This is a genomic window from Pseudomonas sp. NPDC079086, from assembly GCF_044542155.1.
In the GTDB taxonomy this organism is placed as follows: Bacteria; Pseudomonadota; Gammaproteobacteria; order Pseudomonadales; family Pseudomonadaceae; genus Aquipseudomonas.
In genome coordinates this window covers 91,146-111,034 of record NZ_JBITTY010000004.1, presented here as the reverse complement: position 1 = coordinate 111,034, position 19,889 = coordinate 91,146, and the positions used below count along the sequence as shown (strand labels likewise).

16 protein-coding genes and 1 pseudogene are annotated in these 19,889 nt (G+C 61.5%); 12 read left to right on the top strand and 5 right to left on the bottom strand.

Features of this window, described 5'->3' with window-relative positions:
• Positions 1–55 precede the first annotated feature (55 nt).
• The 5 genes from ACIGEK_RS18545 to ACIGEK_RS18525 all read left to right on the top strand — a co-directional run bounded on the left by ACIGEK_RS18545 (position 56) and on the right by ACIGEK_RS18525 (position 4,361).
• The gene (locus ACIGEK_RS18545; protein ID WP_397494729.1) at positions 56–697 is read left to right on the top strand and encodes an oxidoreductase; all 642 of its coding nucleotides are present in this window, start codon (positions 56–58) and stop codon (positions 695–697) included.
• Between the two features lie 19 nt (positions 698–716).
• A complete protein-coding gene (locus tag ACIGEK_RS18540) occupies positions 717–1,067 on the top strand; it encodes a DUF5629 family protein (protein WP_397494728.1) in 351 nt (116 codons plus the stop codon).
• 15 nt (positions 1,068–1,082) lie between these two features.
• Positions 1,083–1,694, top strand: a complete 612-nt coding sequence (locus ACIGEK_RS18535; protein ID WP_397494727.1) for a class I SAM-dependent methyltransferase — start codon at positions 1,083–1,085, stop codon at positions 1,692–1,694.
• 95 nt (positions 1,695–1,789) lie between these two features.
• A complete protein-coding gene (locus tag ACIGEK_RS18530; RefSeq protein WP_397494726.1) occupies positions 1,790–3,883 on the top strand; it encodes a diguanylate cyclase domain-containing protein in 2,094 nt (697 codons plus the stop codon).
• Positions 3,795–4,361, top strand: coding sequence for an EAL domain-containing protein (locus tag ACIGEK_RS18525; RefSeq protein WP_397494725.1), 567 nt, complete (start codon positions 3,795–3,797; stop codon positions 4,359–4,361). The genes ACIGEK_RS18530 and ACIGEK_RS18525 overlap by 89 nt, the downstream gene beginning before the upstream one ends.
• Positions 4,362–4,367: 6 nt before the next feature.
• Here the strand turns inward: ACIGEK_RS18525 and ACIGEK_RS18520 are convergent, their stop codons facing one another.
• The 4 genes and pseudogenes from ACIGEK_RS18520 to ACIGEK_RS18505 form a co-directional block, all read right to left on the bottom strand.
• The gene (locus tag ACIGEK_RS18520) at positions 4,368–4,667 is read right to left on the bottom strand and encodes a YceK/YidQ family lipoprotein (RefSeq protein ID WP_397494724.1); all 300 of its coding nucleotides are present in this window, start codon (positions 4,665–4,667) and stop codon (positions 4,368–4,370) included.
• Entirely contained in the window at positions 4,660–5,292 is a 633-nt protein-coding gene (gene ubiX / locus ACIGEK_RS18515; protein ID WP_397494723.1) for a flavin prenyltransferase UbiX, read from the bottom strand. Before ubiX ends, ACIGEK_RS18520 begins: the two co-directional genes overlap by 8 nt.
• 96 nt (positions 5,293–5,388) lie before the next feature.
• Positions 5,389–6,732: pseudogene (mpl, locus tag ACIGEK_RS18510) on the bottom strand (UDP-N-acetylmuramate:L-alanyl-gamma-D-glutamyl-meso-diaminopimelate ligase); the annotation flags it as partial.
• Between the two features lie 101 nt (positions 6,733–6,833).
• On the bottom strand, positions 6,834–7,709 hold the full coding sequence (locus ACIGEK_RS18505) for a LysR substrate-binding domain-containing protein (RefSeq protein ID WP_397494722.1): 876 nt from the start codon (positions 7,707–7,709) through the stop codon (positions 6,834–6,836).
• A 129-nt stretch (positions 7,710–7,838) separates the two neighbouring features.
• On the opposite strand from ACIGEK_RS18505, the gene ACIGEK_RS18500 reads away from it, so the two are divergent.
• From ACIGEK_RS18500 to ACIGEK_RS18485, 4 genes are all read left to right on the top strand, one after another.
• Positions 7,839–9,008 (top strand): 2-aminoethylphosphonate--pyruvate transaminase, encoded by a 1,170-nt coding sequence (locus tag ACIGEK_RS18500; RefSeq protein ID WP_397494721.1) that lies wholly within the window; start codon positions 7,839–7,841, stop codon positions 9,006–9,008.
• A 219-nt stretch (positions 9,009–9,227) separates the two neighbouring features.
• Entirely contained in the window at positions 9,228–10,577 is a 1,350-nt protein-coding gene (locus ACIGEK_RS18495; RefSeq protein WP_397494720.1) for an MFS transporter, read from the top strand.
• 32 nt (positions 10,578–10,609) lie between these two features.
• Entirely contained in the window at positions 10,610–11,437 is an 828-nt protein-coding gene (gene phnX, locus ACIGEK_RS18490) for a phosphonoacetaldehyde hydrolase (protein ID WP_397494719.1), read from the top strand.
• 60 nt (positions 11,438–11,497) lie between these two features.
• Entirely contained in the window at positions 11,498–13,018 is a 1,521-nt protein-coding gene (locus tag ACIGEK_RS18485; protein ID WP_397494718.1) for an aldehyde dehydrogenase family protein, read from the top strand.
• An 83-nt stretch (positions 13,019–13,101) separates the two neighbouring features.
• Here ACIGEK_RS18485 and ACIGEK_RS18480 read toward each other — a convergent pair whose 3' ends face one another.
• Complete coding sequence (locus tag ACIGEK_RS18480) at positions 13,102–15,000, bottom strand: sigma-54-dependent Fis family transcriptional regulator (RefSeq protein WP_397494717.1); 1,899 nt, start codon at positions 14,998–15,000, stop codon at positions 13,102–13,104.
• A gap of 302 nt (positions 15,001–15,302) precedes the next feature.
• Here ACIGEK_RS18480 and ACIGEK_RS18475 point away from each other — a divergent pair, with 302 nt between their 5' ends.
• The 3 genes from ACIGEK_RS18475 (at position 15,303) to ACIGEK_RS18465 (ending at position 19,875) form a co-directional block, all read left to right on the top strand.
• Positions 15,303–16,823 carry an aldehyde dehydrogenase family protein gene (locus tag ACIGEK_RS18475; protein ID WP_397494716.1) on the top strand — a complete coding sequence of 507 codons (1,521 nt, stop codon included), beginning with the start codon at positions 15,303–15,305 and terminating at the stop codon, positions 16,821–16,823.
• A 160-nt stretch (positions 16,824–16,983) separates the two neighbouring features.
• A complete protein-coding gene (gene eat, locus ACIGEK_RS18470) occupies positions 16,984–18,354 on the top strand; it encodes an ethanolamine permease (protein WP_397494715.1) in 1,371 nt (456 codons plus the stop codon).
• Positions 18,355–18,480: 126 nt separating this feature from the next.
• A complete protein-coding gene (locus ACIGEK_RS18465) occupies positions 18,481–19,875 on the top strand; it encodes an ethanolamine ammonia-lyase subunit EutB (RefSeq protein WP_397494714.1) in 1,395 nt (464 codons plus the stop codon).
• The last annotated feature ends 14 nt before the right edge of the window (positions 19,876–19,889 follow it).

Genomic DNA, 19,889 nt, shown 5'->3' with positions numbered 1-19,889 from the left:
TGCGCGTACCCAACAGCCTGATAAGCTGATTGATATCAGCGGAGAACTTCACACTATGTATTTGACGCCACAGCACATCCTTCTCGCAGGCGCCACCGGACTGACCGGCGAGCACCTGCTGGACCGTTTGCTGAACGAGCCCACAGTCGCTCGCGTGCTGGCCCCCAGCCGCCGCCCGCTGGCCGCGCATGCACACCTGGAAAACCCGCAGGGCGAACTGCTGGCCCTGCTGCCGCAACTGAGCGGCAATATCGATACCGCCTTCTGCTGCCTGGGCAGCACGATCAAGCAGGCTGGCTCGCAGGAAGCCTTTCGCGGCGTAGACCATGACCTGGTGATTGCCTTCGCCGAACGCGCCCGCGCCCTCGGTGCACGCCACCTACTGGTGATCAGCGCGCTAGGTGCGGATGCCAATTCCACGGTGTTCTACAACAAGGTCAAAGGTGAAATGGAGCAGGCCCTGCGCGCGCAGGACTGGCCGCAGCTGACCATCGTCCGCCCCTCGCTACTGCTCGGCGCACGCCAGGAATTTCGCCTCGGCGAACGCCTAGCTGCACCTTTTATGCGCTGGCTGCCGGGCAAGTACCGTGGCATCGAAGCCACCGTCCTAGCCCGCGCCCTGTGGCGCCTGGCACTGGAAGAAGACGCCGGTACCCGAGTGATTGAATCAGACCAACTGCGCCGACTCGGCCGCTAACAACAGAAGCTATCGACCTATGAGCACCACCCCGCACGACCTGATCAGCGCCCTGAGCCACGCCGACATGCTGGAAATCGACGACCTGCATGCCTGGCAGTTCAACCTCAACACGGAACAATTGGCCCAGCACCAGGCAGGCACCCCGCCTGCTGACGACGCGCCGCTGCTAAGCATCGAATGCATGGATGGCCGCGCCCTGCGCAAATGGCACTTCAGCCTGGCCCAGGTCGTGGCCGCGCGCTTTGACGGTGAAGCCGACGCTTGGAACATCAGCGGCACGGCTGGAAATCACCTGATCAAGTGCTTTGCCGCCGTCAGCGGTGACAACAGCGACCTGCCAGACGACGCCAGCAACGACGCTGAGTAGCGCGAGGAAAAATTCTTGGGCCTGTATGACCGCTATCTGCTGCCGCATCTGATCGACTTCGCCTGCGGCATGGGCGCGGTGATGAAAACTCGCTCGCAGCTGGTGCCCCAGGCCCATGGCCGGGTGCTGGAGATCGGCATTGGCAGCGGCCTTAACCTGGCCTTCTATGATGCCGAAAAAGTCAGCGTGATTATCGGCGTCGACCCCAGCGCCGATATGCAGAAACTGGCCAAGCAACGCGCCGCCGCGATCAGTATCCCGGTGGAGATGATTGCCCTGGAACTGGGGCAAATCCAGGCCGCCGACGCCAGCTTCGATAGCATCGTTTGCACCTTTACCCTGTGCACCATCCCCGATGCCGTGGCCGCGCTGAAAGAGATGCGCCGTGTACTCAAGCCCGGCGGCCGCCTGCTGTTCTGCGAGCACGGCCTGGCACCCGAGCTGCCCGTGCTGCGCTGGCAAAACCGTCTAACCCCGCTGTGGAAGCCGCTTGCCGGTGGCTGTCACCTCAACCGCGATATCAAGGCGCTGATCACTGCGGGTGGCTTTCAGATTGGCGAGCTAAGCAATCGCTACCTCAAGGGACCTCGGCCCATGACTTATATCTACCAGGGCTGGGCTGACTAGCGCTCATAAATAGCCAATTGCCATTATCAGCCGGCGCTAACTCCATATTCTGACTATCGTTAGCTCATGGATTCTCGTATGGAAGCTGGCCACGCATGAAGCGCCTGTCATTTCGCCACCTCGCCACCGCGCTACTCATCACATCCACCCTCACGGTCGCCACGCTGAGCAACGCACAATCGCGCCAAGTGATTGTTGGCGTTTACGCCAACGAACCGAAAATCCTCCTCGGCCAGGACGGCAAACTCTCCGGCATTCTCGGTGAACTGCTGAATGAAATCGCTCGCCAGGAAGACTGGCAACTAAGCCCCAGGCCATGCGAATGGCAGGAATGCCTGGAACTGGCGCAGAGCGGTGAAATCGACCTGATGCCGGATGTGGCCTACAACGACAGCCGTGCCCAGCTACTCGACTTCCACAAGATCCCTTCGCTATTCAGCTGGTCGCAGGTCTATACCACTGAAGACCTCCAACTCAAATCGATACTCGAGCTAAAAGGCCTGCGCATTGCCGTGCTGCAGGGTTCGGTGCAAGAAGAGTATTTGCAAGGGTTACTCAAAAGCTTTGGCCTGAAAGCCCAACTGATTGGCGTAGCGAGCCTGCTACAGGGCTTCGAAATAGTGGCAGGTGGAGGAGCCGACGCTGTGGTGGCCAACCAGCGCTTTGGCGACTTTCATGCGCCCAGCTATCAACTGCAAAGCTCCTCGATCATGTTTCAACCGGCGCAGTTGTTCTATGCCACACAAAAGGGGCAGAACGCCGACCTGCTGACCGCGATCGACAAGCACCTGCTGAATTGGCAAGACTCTCCGTCCTCAATTTATTACCAGAGCCTGCAACGCTGGGCCGGCGAGCGGCCACGACTGCTGGTTCCGACCAGCATCTGGTGGGGGCTGGCGACCCTGGCTTTGCTGCTGATCGCCGCTCTAGGTGGGGCATTACTGCTGCGCATCCAGGTCAGAGAGAAAACGCGTCACCTATTAGCCAGCGAACAACGCCTGAACACCATCCTCGAAAGCGTCGAAGCCTATATCTATATCAAGGACGCACAGCTGCGTTACCAATACGCCAACCGCAAGGTTTGCGAGCTGTTCGGGCAAACCCTAGAGCAGATCATTGGCAAGAATGACGAACAGTTTTTCGATATCGATACGGCCACCAACCTGCATGAAAACGATCGCCGCGTACTCACACTTGGCGAACGCGTACAGACTGAAGAGATCAACCGCAGCCTGGATGGCAATACCGAACACACCTTTCTATCGATTAAGCTGCCGCTACGCGACAGCGCCGGCAAAATTTACGCTCTGTGTGGGATTTCCACGGACATCTCCGAACACAAGAAGAACCTCGAAAAAATCAATCAACTGGCCTTCTACGACCCGCTCACCGGCCTACCCAACCGCCGCCTGCTGGTCGACCGACTCCAACAGGCACTGGCCAAACATGCGCGCGGACTGCAACAGGGCGCACTGCTGTTTATCGACCTGGACAACTTCAAGAACCTCAACGACACCCTAGGTCACGACATGGGTGACTTGTTGCTGCAGCAAGTCGCCGAGCGTTTGAATAGTCATGTCCGCGCCCAGGACACCTTGGCGCGCCTGGGCGGGGACGAATTTGTCCTGATGCTTGAAGGGCTAAACCTCAAGCCTGAGCAGGCAGTGCGTCAAATCGAAAAGGTCGGCAACAAGATCGTTGCCGCATTGGCCTCCCCCTACAACCTGAAGGGGAGAAGTCACACCAGTACGGCCAGTATCGGCATTGCGTTGTTTCCAGCGGAATACGACAAGGTCGATGAGGTGCTCAAACGTGCCGACATGGCCATGTATGAGGCAAAAGCTGCCGGGCGCAACGGCATGCGCTTCTTCGATCCACGAATGCAGGCAGAAGTCAGCGCACGCGCCAGCCTGGAAAGCGACCTGCGCCAGAGCCTCGGTCAGCGCGACTTTATCCTGCACTACCAGCCCCAGGTAGATGCTCAAGGACAGCTGATCGGTGCAGAAGCCCTGGTGCGCTGGCAACACCCCACGCGCGGGCTGGTGCCGCCGGGGGAATTTATCCCGCTGGCAGAAAGCACTGGGCTGATTCTGCCCCTGGGTGGCCTGGGCCGCGCATCCACAGCTGGCGCAGCTAACCCTGGCGGTCAACGTCAGCGCGAGGCAGTTCCACCACCCCGACTTTGTTGAAGACGTATTCGCGACCCTCGCCGAAAGCGGCGCGAACCCGCAGCGCCTGGAACTGGAACTGACCGAAAGCCAGCTGGTGGAAGATGTGGAAGTGCTTATCGGCAAGATGAGCCAACTGAAAGCGCGCGGGGTGCATCTGGCACTAGACGATTTCGGCGCGGGCTACTCCTCGCTGAACTACCTCAAGCGACTGCCGTTGGACCAACTGAAGATCGACCAATCGTTCGTCCGCGACTTGCTCGAACAACCCAGCGACGCCGCTATCGTACGCACCATCCTGGCGCTAGGGGCCAACCTCAACCTGGCCGTAACCGCCGAAGGGGTGGAAACCCAGGAACAGTATGACGCCCTGCAAGGCATGGGCTGCCGACGCTTTCAGGGCTACCTGTTCGCCAAGCCGGGGCCGGCGCAGAATCTAGAGCACTGGCCATTGGCAACTACCTGGCAGGGTAAAGAGGCCAGTATTCCGGACGCCTGAGGCCCGTCACAAACCGCCGCTGACGCCCAGGTTAAGACCAATGGCCGTCGCCAGGGACAGCGGCAGCAACAGGGTATCGAGCAACGCGCTGACCGGCAGATCGACAGCCGGATACGCCGGCGCTTCAGCGCCAAAACGCTCAGTGGCGCAGCAGCCCCCTTGCAGCGCATACCAATCCAGGCGCGTGCCGGCATACACCACCGGTGCGCCCGGTTTGGCCGCATCCAGGGTACTCACAGTAGCGCAACTGCTGAGGGTCAGGCTCAACAGCACAGCGACGGTGGAACGCACCAGTGGCTTATTCATCCGGGGTAATCTGATGGTGCTCGCCCCAGCGCGGCAGCATGTCCTGCGGCACACCCAAACAGTTGAGGATGCGCGCCACGACAAAGTCGATCAGGTCATCGATGGTCTGCGGTTGGTGATAGAAGCCCGGCGCAGCCGGCAGGATGGTTGCGCCCATGTTCGACAGTTTGAGCATGTTCTCCAGATGAATGCTGGAAAACGGAGCCTCACGCGGCACCAGAATCAACTGACGACGCTCCTTCAACACTACATCCGCCGCGCGTTCGATCAGGTTATTGCAGGCGCCGCAGGCAATCGCTGACAAGGTGCCAGTGCTGCACGGCACCACCACCATCGCCGAGGGTGCACCGGAACCGGAGGCCGCTGGGGCCATCCAGTCTTCCTTGCCATACACACGAATCTGCCCCGGCGTAGCACCGGTGTACTCATTCAAAAACGCCTGCATAGCCTGCGGCTTGCTCGGCAGGCTGACGTCCGTTTCTGTAGCCATTACCAGCTGCGCAGCCTTGGAAATAAGAAAGTGCACCTCGCGGTCTTCCCGCACTAGGCAGTCGAGCAGGCGCAAACCGTACTGAGCGCCTGAAGCGCCGGTCATGGCCAAGGTAATGCGTTCAGGACCGCTCATTTAATCTCCTTTGATCCATGGCCCAGGAACCACGTTGCCACTACCCATGCTAAGGGGTAGATCTTGGCCAAGATGCTCGCCGAGTTCTTGCCCCAATAGCGCGGCCGCCAGCTTGCCATGCAGGCCGCCAAAGCCGCCGTTGCTCATCACCACCACCTGAGTGCCAGGCGCTGCTTCGGCTTTTACCCCGGCAATGATCGCTTCCAGGGAATCGCAGACCTGGGTCGGTACGGTCGAGCTGGCCACAGTACCGGCCAAGTCCCAACCCAGGTTCGGTGGCGCGTACCAGTACACCGAGTCGGCCTGCACCACGGATTCGGGCAAACCATCGCGGTGCGCACCGAGCTTCATCGAATTAGAGCGCGGCTCGACAATGGCGATCAGTTTGGCGTCGCCAATGCGTTTGCGCAGGCCATCGAGGGTGGTGGCAATCGCCGTCGGATGGTGAGCGAAGTCATCGAAGATGGTCACGCCATTCACTTCCGCGACCGTTTCCATGCGCCGCTTGGCGTTGATAAAGCCGCACAGTGCAGCGATGCCTAGCTCCGGCACCACACCAACATGCCGCGCCGCCGCCAGCACCGCCAGGGCATTGGCGACGTTGTGCTGGCCGGTCAGCTGCCAATCCACCACACCTGCGGTTCTACCCTCGAAACTCACCTCGAAGCGCGAACCGTCGGCGCTAAGCAAACGCGCCTGCCACTGGCCGCCCTCGCCGGTGGTTTGCACCGGGGTCCAGCAGCCCATCTCGATTACCCGTTTGAGCGCCGGCTCGGTGGTCGGATGAATGATCAGACCTTCGCCCGGAATGGTACGCACCAGATGGTGGAACTGCCGCTCGATGGCCGCCAGATCCGGGAAGATGTCCGCATGATCGAACTCCAGGTTATTCAGGATCGCAGTGCGTGGACGGTAGTGCACGAACTTGCTGCGCTTGTCGAAGAAGGCGCTGTCGTATTCATCGGCCTCGACCACGAAGAACGGGGTGCCGCCCAAACGTGCGGAGATGCCGAAGTTCTGCGGCACCCCGCCAATCAAAAAGCCCGGACTCATGCCGGCATGCTCCAGTACCCAGGCCAACATGCTCGAACTGCTGGTTTTGCCATGGGTGCCGGCTACAGCCAGCACCCAACGGCCTTGCAGCACGTGGTCAGCCAACCATTGCGGGCCACTGACATAGGGCAGGCCCTTATTCAGTACGTATTCCACCGCCGGGTTGCCGCGCGACAGGGCATTGCCAACCACCACCAGATCCGGTGCAGGATCGAGCTGGGCGGCGTCATAGCCCTGGGTCAGTTCGATGCCCTGAGCTTCCAGCTGGGTGCTCATGGGCGGGTAAACGTTGGCGTCGGAACCAGTCACGCGGTGACCGAGCTCCTTGGCCAGCACGGCCAGCGAGCCCATAAAAGTGCCGCAGATGCCGAGAATATGGATATGCATGATTTACCTTGAAAGCGTCCTGAAAAACCTGTGAATAGGCGCGATAAAAACTGGCCGCAGATTAGCACAGCACCCTACAGGCGGGCGCGCTGGCACGCTGATCAGCCGCCACTGTTCGACCGCACAACTTCAAGAAAAGTCGCGATGATCCGTCGCGATCCTTGGTCGCGCCGGCACACCAGGGTTTCAGTCATGCGCTGCTGACAGTCAAGGATCGGCAACGCCCGCATCGCCCGGCTGGAGCCGAACTCCGCCGCCGAAACAATGCCCACACCCAGACCGGCCGCGACCATCTCGAACACCGCCTCACGCCCTTCAACCTCAAGCGCCGAACGCACGCGCAACCCTTCGCGGCGCAGTTCGTCCTCGATCATCTGCCGGGTCATCGAGCCACGCTCACGCAGCACCAGCGGGGTGTCATCGAGATCCGCCAGAACGATCGATTCGCGCCCCGCCCAGGGGTGTTCAAGGCCGACAAAGGCCACCAGTGGCGCACTGCTCAGGACATGACTGAGCAGGTTGTCATCCGCCACCGGGCGGCCAAGCACGGCAAAGTCCGCTTGATAGGCAAACAGCCTGGCCAGCGCCTCATCGGTGTTACCGGTCACCAGATTGAAGCGAATCCCTGGGTAACGTTCGTTGAACGCGGCAATAAACGGCAGCACATGCACCGGTGAATCGACCGCCAAGGTCAGGCTGCCACTCTGCAAGGCTCGCGAGCTGGAGAGCAGCTCCTGGGCTTCGGCGGCGACTGCATACAGTCGCTGGGTGATACCGAGTAACTGCTCACCCAGCTCGGTGAGCTGCACCGAACGCTTGGTGCGATGAAACAGCAGCACCCCGAATAGCTCCTCGAGTTTACGCACCTGGTCGGAAACCGCCGGTTGACTGAGGCACAGACGCTCGGCGGCACGAGTGAAACTGCCCTGCTGCGCCACCGCGTGAAAGGCCCGCAATTGAGCATTGGAAACCGCCATCTGACACCTCAATAAATAAGTTCAGCTTATTTTTGAAATACTATAAATCGATTTTATTTATTTACTGCAAGTTGTTTTTATCGACTCCAGAGCGGCGCATCGCTGCCACCGCACACACTGGAGACGATCATGAGCAAAGCCGAATTCATTAACGCCCGCCCAGCCCTTACTGCCCCGGCACTGGGTGAGCCCTATCTGCTGACCCCAGGCCCGCTGACCACCTCGCTGGCCACCAAGCAGGCCATGTTGCGCGACTGGGGTTCGTGGGACACCGACTTCAACCGGGTCACCGCGGAAATTCGCCAAGGCCTGCTGCAAATGGCCGGCGTGCATGACGACAACTACGCTTGCGTGCCCCTGCAAGGCAGCGGCACCTTCGCCGTCGAAGCGGCACTGGCCACCGCCATCGCCCGCGACGGCAAAGCCCTGGTGTTGATGAACGGTGCCTATGGCAAGCGCGCCACACAGATTCTCGATTACCTCGGCCGTGATTACATCGCCCTGGACAAGGGTGACTACCTGCCACCGCAACCGGAGGAAGTCGCCGAGCTGCTGGAAACCCACCCCGACGTCACCGACGTGTTCCTGGTTCACTGCGAAACCAGCTCCGGCATCCTCAACCCGCTGCGCGAGATCGCCGACGTGGTCAAAGCCCACGGCAAGCACCTGATCGTTGATGCTATGAGCTCCTTCGGCGCGGTGCCGCTGACCGTGGACAAGATCCCATTCGACGTCATGGTGTCTTCGGCCAACAAGTGCATCGAGGGCATTCCCGGCTTCGGCTTCGTGATCATTCGCCGTGCATTGCTGGAACAGTCCAAGGGCCGCGCCCATTCACTGAGCCTGGACTTGCTGGAGCAGTGGCAATACATGGAGCGCACCGGCCAATGGCGCTTTACCCCGCCGACCCACAGCGTGGTGGCCTTCCGCAAAGCGCTGGAGCAACACGTCGCCGAAGGTGGCGTGGCTGGACGCCAGGCGCGCTACACAAAGAATCGCGACACCCTGGTGGCCGGCATGCGCGCTATGGGCTTTCAGACCCTACTGGAAGACCGCTGGCTGTCGCCGATCATCACCACCTTCTTCAGCCCAACCCACCCGAACTTTGAGTTCACGCGTTTCTACAACGAGCTCAAAGCCCGCCAGTTCGTCATCTACCCCGGCAAGTTGACCATTGCCGAGAGTTTCCGCATCGGCTGCATCGGCCAGATCGACGAACGCATCGTCGGCCAGCTGTTGCGCGCCATCGCCGACGCATTGGCGGTGATGGGCGTCGACGATTGCCGTCCGGCGAACTGAACCAGCGCGCCCAGGCCACTACGGCATGGGTGCAGAGCTGCAGTACGAGACCGGCCGTTGCCCGCCTGCCAGGCGGGACAACCCGGCAGGACGCCACGCTCCCGGGCCTCGATTGATCTGATCCAGACCGTCCGCCAAGACGGCGACAGAAGTGCTTTTACAACAACAAAAGCAGCCATTCCTTGAACTGCCAGCACATTCAACTCAGAGGTCAGTACCGTGAATCAGACATATGGTTTTTCCCTGTTCAACCTCGGCAGCAACCCCATACAGCGGTGGCGCCTGCAGATATTTGCCATCACCTGGTTGGCTTACGCCGCCTTTTATTTCACCCGCAAGGCCTTCTCCGTGGCCAAGCTGGGCATCGCCGATGACCCCGACTTCACCCTGGAAAAGGCCACCATGGCCAACCTTGATGCGCTCTACCTCGGGGCCTATGCCGTCGGCCAATTTACCTGGGGCATCCTCGCCGACCGTTTTGGCCCGCGTGTGGTAGTACTGGGCGGTTTGCTGATCTCCGCCGTGGTGGCGTTGATCATGGGCAGCTTTGCCACCCTCCCCATCTTCGCCACCTGCATGGTGATCCAGGGCCTGGCGCAATCCACTGGCTGGTCAGGATTGTGCAAGAACCTAGGCAGTTTCTTCGCCACTGGCGAACGCGGCCGGGTACTTGGTTTGTGGAGCAGCTGCTACGCCTTCGGCGGCCTGGTGGCCTCGCCCTTCGCCGGTTGGTGGGCCTACCAGGTTTATGGCGACTGGCGCGCGGCATTTTTCTCCAGCGCCATCGTGGTCGGCGCAGTGGCAGTGCTGTTCTTTCTGCTGCAGCGCAACACGCCACAAGATGTGGGGCTGCCAGCGATCGAAAGCGCCGATACACCGCAACTCGATGGCAACGGACAGCACGCCAGCTTCGCTAGCTGCCTGAAAACCATCCTGAGAAACCGCACGGTACTGGTACTCGGCCTGGCTTACTTCCTGCTCAAGCCGGCGCGTTACGCGATCCTGTTCTGGGGCCCGGTAATGGTCTACGAGCGCATGCCGGAGATCGGCAAGGTGGCCTCAGCCATCGTCCCGACCTCCTTTGAAGTCGCCGGCCTGATTGGCCCGGTACTGCTCGGCCTAATGTCGGACAAACTGTTCGGCGCACGGCGCTTCCCAGCCTGCGTGGTCAGCCTGCTGGTCCTGGCGGTCTGCCTGGCGCTGTTCGTCCCGGCGATGCAGAGCGGCAGCGTACTGGCCGTGGTCGGCCTGCTGTTCATGATGGGCCTGAGCCTCTACGGCCCGGACTCGATGATCAGCGGTTCCGCCGCCATCGACTACGGCCAGGGCACCGCCGGTACCGCAGCCGGCTTCGTCAACGGTTGCGGCTCAATCGGCGCAATCCTTGGCGGCCTGCTGCCCGGCTACTTCGATACCGAAAGCGTGTTCCTGCTGTTCACCGGCACGGCCCTGATCGCCACCGTGATGATGCTGCCGTACTGGAACAGCCGCCCGAACCAGCTAGCGCCGCCCCCCAGCAACCCACAGAACCCCAATAGCGCCGCAAGCAACGCAAGCTTCCGAGCCTGACCTTTCCACCTAATCCATCCAGGAGTCACGACATGAACTATCAACAACCTCAGCAGCTGCAAGCAGCGATCCTTGACTGGGCCGGCACCGTGGTCGACTTCGGCTCCTTCGCGCCGACGCAGATCTTCGTCGAAGCCTTTGCCGAGTTCGCCGTCCCCGTAACCCTGGCCGAGGCCCGCGGGCCAATGGGCATGGGCAAGTGGGACCATATCCGCACCCTATGCAACGTGCCGGAAATCGCCGAGCGCTACCGCGCCGCCTTTGGCCGCCTGCCCAGCGATGATGACGTGACGGCCATCTATGAACGCTTTATGCCGTTGCAGATCGCCAAGATCGCCGAACACTCGGCGCTGATCCCTGGTGCGCTCGAGACCATCACCGGCCTGCGCAATCAGGGTCTGAAGATCGGCTCCTGCTCCGGCTACCCGGCGGTGGTCATGGAAAAAGTGGTGCAACTGGCCGAGCGCAATGGCTACGTCGCCGACCATGTAGTCGCTACCGACGAAGTACCCAACGGCCGCCCGCACCCGGCCCAGGCACTGGCCAACGTGATTGCCCTCGGCATCAGCGACGTGGCGGCCTGCGTCAAGGTCGATGACACCACTCCAGGTATTCTCGAAGGACGCAGCGCCGGCATGTGGACGGTGGCGCTGACCTGTTCGGGCAACGCCCTGGGCCTGACCTATGCGCAATTCAAGGACCTGCCTGCCGAGCAACTGGCCAGGGAGCGCGTGCGCATCGCCCAACTGTTCGAAGGCTCACGCCCGCACTACCTGATCGACACCATCAACGAGCTGCCCGCGGTGATCGACGACATCAATGCCCGCCTGAAGCGCGGGGAAACACCGCAAGGCGTCTGACAACCTCAGCCGGCGAGCCTCCGTGCGCGCCGGCCATCCCTAACACAAGAGGTCAGCATCATGATTTACGCGAAACCAGGCACCCCCGGTGCCGTCGTCACCCTCAAGCCGCGCTATGGCAATTTTATTGGCGGCGAGTTTGTCGCGCCGCTGGGCGGCCGTTATTTCACCAACAGCAGCCCGGTTGATGCCTCGGTAATAGGTGAGTTCCCACGCTCCGATGCCAGCGATATCGAGCTCGCCCTGGACGCCGCACATGCCGCTGCCGATGCCTGGGGCAAAACCAGCGTGCAGAGCCGTGCCCTGGTGCTGCTGGAAATCGCCGACCGCATCGAGGCCAACCTCGAACTGCTGGCCGTGGCCGAGACTTGGGATAACGGTAAAGCCGTACGCGAAACCCTCAACGCCGACGTACCGCTGGCCGCCGATCATTTCCGCTACTACGCCGGCTGCATCCGCGCCCAGGAAGGCTCCGCTGCGGAAATCGACGAACACACCGCTGCCTATCATTTCCACGAACCTCTGGGGGTGGTCGGACAGATCATCCCGTGGAATTTCCCGCTGCTGATGGCCGCCTGGAAACTCGCTCCAGCGCTGGCGGCAGGCAACTGCATCGTACTCAAGCCGGCCGAACAGACGCCGCTATCGATTAGCCTGCTGATGGAGCTGATCGGTGATCTGCTGCCAGCGGGCGTGCTCAACGTAGTACAAGGTTTTGGCAAGGAGGCGGGCGAAGCCCTGGCCACCAGCAAACGTATCGCCAAGATCGCCTTTACCGGCTCCACCCCGGTCGGCTCGCACATCCTCAAGTGCGCCGCTGAGAACATCATCCCGAGCACCGTGGAGCTGGGCGGCAAATCGCCGAACGTCTTCTTCGAAGACATCATGAGTGCCGAGCCAGCCTTTATCGAAAAGGCCGCCGAAGGCCTGGTACTGGCCTTCTTCAACCAGGGCGAGGTGTGCACCTGCCCATCACGGGCACTGGTGCAGGAGTCGATCTTCGAGCCGTTCATGATTGAGGTGATGAAGAAGGTCAAGGCGATCAAGCGCGGCGACCCGCTAGATACCGAAACCATGGTCGGTGCTCAGGCCTCCGAGCAGCAGTACGACAAGATTCTGAGTTACCTGGAAATCGCCCAACAGGAAGGTGCCGAGCTACTCACCGGCGGCGCAGCGGAGAACCTGACTGGCAACCTGGCCGACGGCTATTACATCCAGCCGACCCTGCTCAAGGGTCACAACAAGATGCGCGTGTTCCAGGAAGAGATATTCGGCCCGGTAGTCGGCGTGACCACCTTCAAGGACGAGGCCGAAGCCCTGGCGATTGCCAACGACACCGAGTTCGGCCTCGGCGCCGGCCTGTGGACCCGCGACATCAACCGCGCCTACCGCATGGGCCGGGCGATCAAGGCTGGTCGTGTGTGGACCAACTGCTACCACCTGTACCCGGCGCATGCCGCCTTCGGTGGTTACAAGAAGTCCGGCGTAGGTCGCGAGACCCACAAGATGATGCTCGACCACTATCAGCAAACGAAAAACCTGCTGATCAGTTACGACATCAACCCGCTGGGCTTTTTCTAAACGTGCCTGGCCAACTCGGGCCTTCTCCGCGCCGCCCTGGACAACGCGTGCCGTTCAGGGTGGCGCCGTATTGGCCAATGCGGCTAGCCGCGCCTGGCAATCCCATGCTTGCGCAGCTTGCGGTACAGGGTGTTGCGGCTGATGCCCAATTGCTCGGCGCTGCGGCTCATCTGCCAGTGCTGCGCCTCCAGCACCGCGAGCAGCGCCTGGCGTTCGGCGTCGCCCAGCTGATCGGGCTTGGCCGCAGGCAGCAGGGCCAGCGTAGGGCGGGTATGGCGAATCTCGGCGGGCAGTTCGGCGTGACTGATCACGCCGTGTTCACACAGCGCGCTGAGGGTGCGCAGCACATTGCGCAGCTGGCGCACATTTCCTGGCCAGGGGTAGGCGAGCAGCGCCTCACGGGCCGCATCATCAAGCCGCGCAGATTGCCCGCGCGCCTCTTCGGCCAGGAGGAAATCCAGCAGCGCCTGCTTATCGCTGCGCTCACGCAGCGGCGGCAGTTCGATCACCAGGCCATTCAAGCGATAGAACAGGTCCTGACGAAACTCGCCGCTGGCCACTCGCGCGTTCAAGTCGCGGTGGCTGGCGCTGATCACCCGCACATCGATGGCCTGGGCCTCGCCGCCAATCGGCTCAACCCGGCGCTCCTCCAATACCCGCAGCAAACGGGTCTGCAGCGCCAGCGGCATATCGCCGATTTCATCGAGGAACAGCGTGCCGCCATCGGCCTGCTGCAGCTTGCCGCGCATGCCTTCCTTGCGCGCGCCGGTAAAGCTGCCGCCGCGATAGCCGAACAACTCACTCTCGATCAGGCTTTCGGGAATCGCCGCGCAGTTCAGCGCGACAAACGGCTTGCCGCCGCGCGAGCTGACCTGATGCAGGGCCTTGGCAAAGGCCTCCTTGCCGGTACCGGTTTCTCCGCCGATCAGCAACGGCACATCGCGCTCATAAACCCGCAGCGCGCGACGGAAATCACTCTGCAAGTCTGGGTCAGCCAGACACAACCCAGGGGTTGCCAGCGCCGCCGTGCCAAGCGCCTGGGCGCTGCGCCGAGGTTGGCCGCGCAGCATGGCAAACAGCAACTGGCCGCGCTGGGTATACAACGGCCAACTGGCGCTGGGCTGCGCCGAGGCGCGACCGAGCAGGTCATCCAGGCGGCAATCAAATACCTCGATCAAGGTGCGGCCGAGCAGTTGCCGACGCGAAAGGCCAAGCAGGTTGATCGCGCTCTGGTTTACCGCGCTGACTCGACCATCGCCATCGAAGGCCAGCAGCCCTTCGCTGAACTGGCCGATATATTCGGCCTGGGCGTGGAAGCGCAGCAGCCATTCGCCTTCATAGCTGCGTAGGAAATGGCAGCCCTCGATGGCCTTGGCCGACAGGTTGACCAGCGCCATGGTGTGAAACTGGCTCTGCCGCGATACATCATGCCGCGCCGAGGACACATCCAGCACCGCCAGCAACTCGCCATGCGGATCGAATACCGGGCTGGCCGAGCAGGTCAGCCCGGTATGCCGGCTGCGGAAGTGTTCATTCTGGTGGATGGTCAGCGGCTGGCGTTCGACCAGACAGGTGCCGATACCGTTGGTGCCTTCGCAGGCTTCGCTCCAGTCGGCACCAAGCCACAGCCCGGCCTGCTCGAAGGTGCGTTTTTCCGCCTGCTCGGTGACGCAGTTGAGGATCACCCCGCGCGCGTCAGTGAGTAGCACGGCATGGCCGGAGCCGGCCAGCTGGCGATGCAGGCTGTTCATCTCGTTACTGGAAATCTCCAGCACCTGCTGCAACTGCTCGCGCCGCTCAAGCATGTGCGCGTGCTCAATCACCGCCGGCGGCATGCTCTGCGCCGGGTCGAGGTGATGCTGCTGCAGGCAGCGCAGCCAGGAGCGCGCCACCGAGGAATCGGCAGCCGGGCCGGCGAGTTGTCCGCGCCCTTGAGCCACGGTCAGCACCTGCTGGGCGTGGCGGCTTGCTGGGTTGTGCATTGTTATTGTTCTCCGCTGTGGAGTTGCACGTGATGAGCGAGCATCTACCAGCCGCCGAGCCATTGCAAGACGGTCTGACCGGTGAGTCATCGCGCTGTATCGCCGGTGGCACAAAGTGTCACCCGGGCTGTATCAGGGCTGATACAGGCGTGCCGCCACAGCACGTCCTCTCTGCCCGCACAACCCCTCTAGCACGGCCATTGCGCACTCCTGGCCCAGCCCTTGCTCTGTCTCTACACAAGCGCCACAGCGCGCCGTTCGCTGCATCCCAGAACAAGCATAAGAACCAGGAGATATTCAGCATGCGTTACGCCCATCCCGGCACCGAAGGTGCACTCGTTTCGTTCAAATCCCGTTATGGCAACTACATCGGCGGCGAGTTTGTCGCGCCGGTCAAAGGCCAGTACTTCACCAATACCTCGCCGGTGAACGGCCTGCCGATTGCCGAGTTCCCGCGCTCCAGCGCCGAGGATATCGACAAGGCGCTGGACGCCGCCCATGCCGCCGCCGACGCCTGGGGTCAGACTTCAGTGCAGGAGCGCTCGCTGACCCTGTTGAAAATTGCCGACCGTATTGAAGCCAATCTGGAAATGCTGGCCATTACCGAAACCTGGGACAACGGCAAAGCCGTGCGCGAAACCCTGAATGCCGATATTCCGCTGGCCGCGGACCACTTCCGCTACTTCGCCGGCTGCCTGCGCGCCCAGGAAGGCAGCGCTGCCGAGATCGACGGCAACACCGTGGCGTATCACATCCACGAGCCGCTGGGCGTGGTCGGGCAGATCATCCCGTGGAACTTCCCGCTGCTGATGGCTGCCTGGAAACTGGCCCCAGCCTTGGCCGCCGGCAACTGCGTGGTGCTCAAACCAGCCGAACAAACGCCGCTGGGTATCAGCGTGCTGATGGAGCTGATTGGCGACCTGCTGCCGCCTGGCGTACTCAACGTGGTGCAAGGCTTTGGCAAGGAAGCCGGCGAAGCCCTGGCCACCAGCAAACGCATTGCCAAGATTGCCTTCACCGGCTCCACCCCGGTCGGCTCGCACATCCTCAAATGCGCTGCAGAGAACATCATCCCGAGCACCGTGGAGTTGGGCGGCAAATCGCCGAACATCTTCTTCGAAGACATCATGCAGGCCGAACAAAGCTTTATCGAAAAAGCCGCCGAAGGCTTGGTACTGGCCTTCTTCAACCAGGGCGAGGTGTGCACCTGCCCATCCCGCGCCCTGGTGCAGGAGTCGATCTACCCCGCCTTCATGAAGGAAGTGATGAAGAAGGTTGAGCAGATCAAACGCGGCGACCCGCTGGACACCGACACCATGGTCGGCGCGCAAGCCTCCGAGCAGCAGTTCGACAAAATCCTCAGCTACCTGGAAATCGCCAAGCAGGAAGGCGCCGAACTGCTTACCGGCGGCAGCGTAGAAAAACTCAGCGGCACCTTAGACGGCGGCTATTACATCCAGCCGACCCTGCTCAAGGGTCACAACAAGATGCGCGTATTCCAGGAAGAGATTTTCGGCCCGGTGGTCAGCGTCACTACCTTCAAGGACGAAGCCGAAGCCCTGGCGATTGCTAACGACACCGAGTTCGGCCTCGGCGCCGGCTTGTGGACCCGCGACATCAACCGCGCCTACCGCATGGGCCGGGCAATCAAGGCTGGTCGTGTATGGACCAACTGCTACCACCTGTATCCCGCGCATGCCGCCTTCGGTGGCTACAAAAAATCCGGCGTCGGCCGTGAAACCCACAAGGTGGCGCTCGAGCACTACCAGCAGACCAAAAACCTGCTGGTGAGCTACGACACCAACCCGCTGGGTTTTTTCTAAGGGGCGACTGCGCAGGGCTCAGACCGACAATCTGAAAACGCCCTGCACATAGCTAAAAACGCAAAACGTCCTGCCCGCTGCCAACTCTTGGCGGCGCTGGCATGGGCGTTGCCTTGATCCGCAAGACTCTTGGTCTGCTCAACTCTTAGGCGGGAACGCGATGACGACTGCAACAAAACTCAAACCCACACTCGGCACCCTGCACCTTTGGGGCATAGCCGTCGGCCTGGTGATTTCCGGCGAATACTTCGGCTGGAGCTATGGCTGGGGCAGCGCAGGTACCTTGGGCTTTCTGGTAACCGCGCTGATGGTCGCGGCCATGTACACCTGCTTCATCTTCAGTTTCACCGAGCTGACCACGGCCATTCCGCATGCTGGCGGCCCGTTTGCCTACAGCCGCAGGGCTTTCGGTGAGAAAGGTGGGCTGATTGCCGGCCTCGCCACCTTGATTGAATTTGTCTTCGCCCCACCGGCCATTGCCATGGCTATCGGCGCTTACCTCAACGTGCAGTTTCCGGAGTTGGATCCCAAACATGCGGCAGTGGGGGCCTACTTCATCTTCATGACCCTGAACATCCTCGGCGTCAGCATTGCCGCGACGTTCGAGCTGATCGTGACCGTGCTGGCGGTAGGTGAGCTGCTGGTATTTATGGGTGTGGTTGCGCCGGGCTTCAGCTTCAGTAACTTTGCCCTGAATGGCTGGTCTGGCTCCGACACCTTCAGCACTGCCTCGATTGCCGGCATCTTCGCCGCCATCCCTTTTGCCATCTGGTTTTTCCTGGCCATTGAAGGCGCGGCAATGGCCGCAGAAGAAGCCAAAGACCCGAAGCGCACCATTCCTCGCGCTTATGTCAGCGGCATTCTGACCCTGGTATTTCTGGCCATCGGCGTGATGGTAATGGCGGGCGGCGTGGGTGACTGGCGCGAACTGTCGAACATCAACGATCCACTGCCACAGGCGATGAAAGCAGTCGTCGGCGACAACTCCACCTGGATGCACATGCTGGTCTGGATCGGTCTGTTCGGCCTGGTGGCCAGCTTCCACGGCATCATCCTCGGCTACTCGCGGCAGTTCTTTGCCCTGGCGCGCGCAGGCTACCTGCCGACTGGCCTGGCCAAGCTCAACCGCTTCCAAACCCCGCACCGCGCCATCCTCGCCGGCGGCGTGATCGGCATTGCAGCGATCTACAGCGACGGCCTGATCAACCTGCAAGGCATGACGCTGACTGCGGCGATGATCACCATGGCCGTGTTCGGCGCCATCGTCATGTACATCATGAGCATGCTCAGCCTGTTCAAACTGCGTAAGACTGAACCCAACCTGGAGCGCACCTTCCGCGCCCCTGGCTACCCGATCGTCCCCGGCATCGCACTGTTCCTGGCCGTGGTCTGCCTGGTCGCCATGGTCTGGTTCAACATGCTGATTGCCTTGGTCTTCCTCGGCTTTATGGCAGCAGGGTTCGTCTACTTCCAGCTGACCCACCAGCAGCGCTCTGACGCGCCCGCTGACGCCATGCTGACCGGCGTATAAGCTGCGTTTCTGCCTGACCCCACGTCAAGCAGAGGCACTGTTACGGTGCATACGACCGCTCCATGCGAAAGCCTGGTGCGGTTTGCCCGGTAGTGATCAAGCGGTAATTTCAGGAGCACCTTATTCATGGCTCGTTTTTCCCATTCCGTTGGCGGCGAAACCTTTTGGTTCGACAGCCTCGGGGATCTCATGGCCAAAGCCAGCCCCGCACGTTCCGGCGATTTTCTAGCGGGGGTTGCCGCGAGCAATGCCGGCGAACGGGTCGCGGCACAGATGGCCCTGGCCGATATTCCGCTCAAGCATTTTCTCGATGAAGCACTGATTCCCTATGAAGACGATGAGGTCACGCGGCTGATTATCGACAGCCATGACCTCGCCGCCTTCGCCCCCGTCAGCCACCTGACCGTTGGTGGTTTTCGTGACTGGCTACTCGGCGATGCCGCAGATGAAACCAGCCTGCGCGCCCTCGCCCCCGGCCTGACGCCGGAAATGGCCGCTGCCGTGTCGAAGATCATGCGTGTGCAGGACCTTGTCCTAGTGGCGCAGAAAATTCGCGTGGTCAGCCGCTTTCGCAACACTGTGGGCCTGCGCGGGCGCATGTCCACCCGCCTGCAGCCCAACCACCCAACGGACGAGCCTTCGGGTATCGCCGCGAGCATTCTCGACGGCCTGCTGTACGGCAATGGCGACGCAATGATCGGCATCAACCCGGCCACCGACAGCATCAGTTCGATCTGCGAAATGCTGAAGATGCTCGACGGCATCATCCAGCGTTATGAAATCCCCACCCAAGCCTGCGTGCTAACCCACGTCACCACCTCGATCGAGGCGATCAACCGTGGCGTGCCGCTGGACCTGGTGTTTCAGTCGATTGCCGGCACCGAGCCGGCCAACGCCAGCTTCGGCGTCAGCCTGAAGATTCTGCAGGAAGGCTACGACGCCGGCCTGAGCCTCAAACGCGGCACCCTCGGCGACAACCTGATGTACTTTGAAACCGGCCAAGGCAGTGCGCTATCGGCCGGCGCACACCATGGCCTCGACCAGCAAACCTGCGAAACCCGCGCCTATGCAGTGGCTCGGCATTTCAAGCCGTTTCTGGTGAATACCGTGGTCGGTTTTATCGGCCCGGAGTACCTGTATAACGGCAAGCAGATCATCCGCGCCGGCCTGGAAGACCACTTCTGCGGCAAGCTGCTGGGCCTGCCGATGGGCTGCGACATCTGCTACACCAACCACGCAGAAGCCGATCAGGACGACATGGACGTGCTGCTGACCTTGCTCGGCGTGGCCGGTATCAACTTCATCATGGGTATCCCCGGCTCCGATGACGTCATGCTCAATTACCAGACCACCTCCTTCCACGACGCGCTGTATGCTCGGCAGAGCCTGGGGCTGAAGCCGGCCCCCGAGTTCGAAGCCTGGCTGCAGCGCATGGGTATCTTCACTCAAGCCGATGGCCGGCCGCGCATGGGCAACAGCCTGCCGCCGGCGTTCCGTCAGGCGCTGGCGCAGCTTGGTTAGCAGAGGAGTCGCTT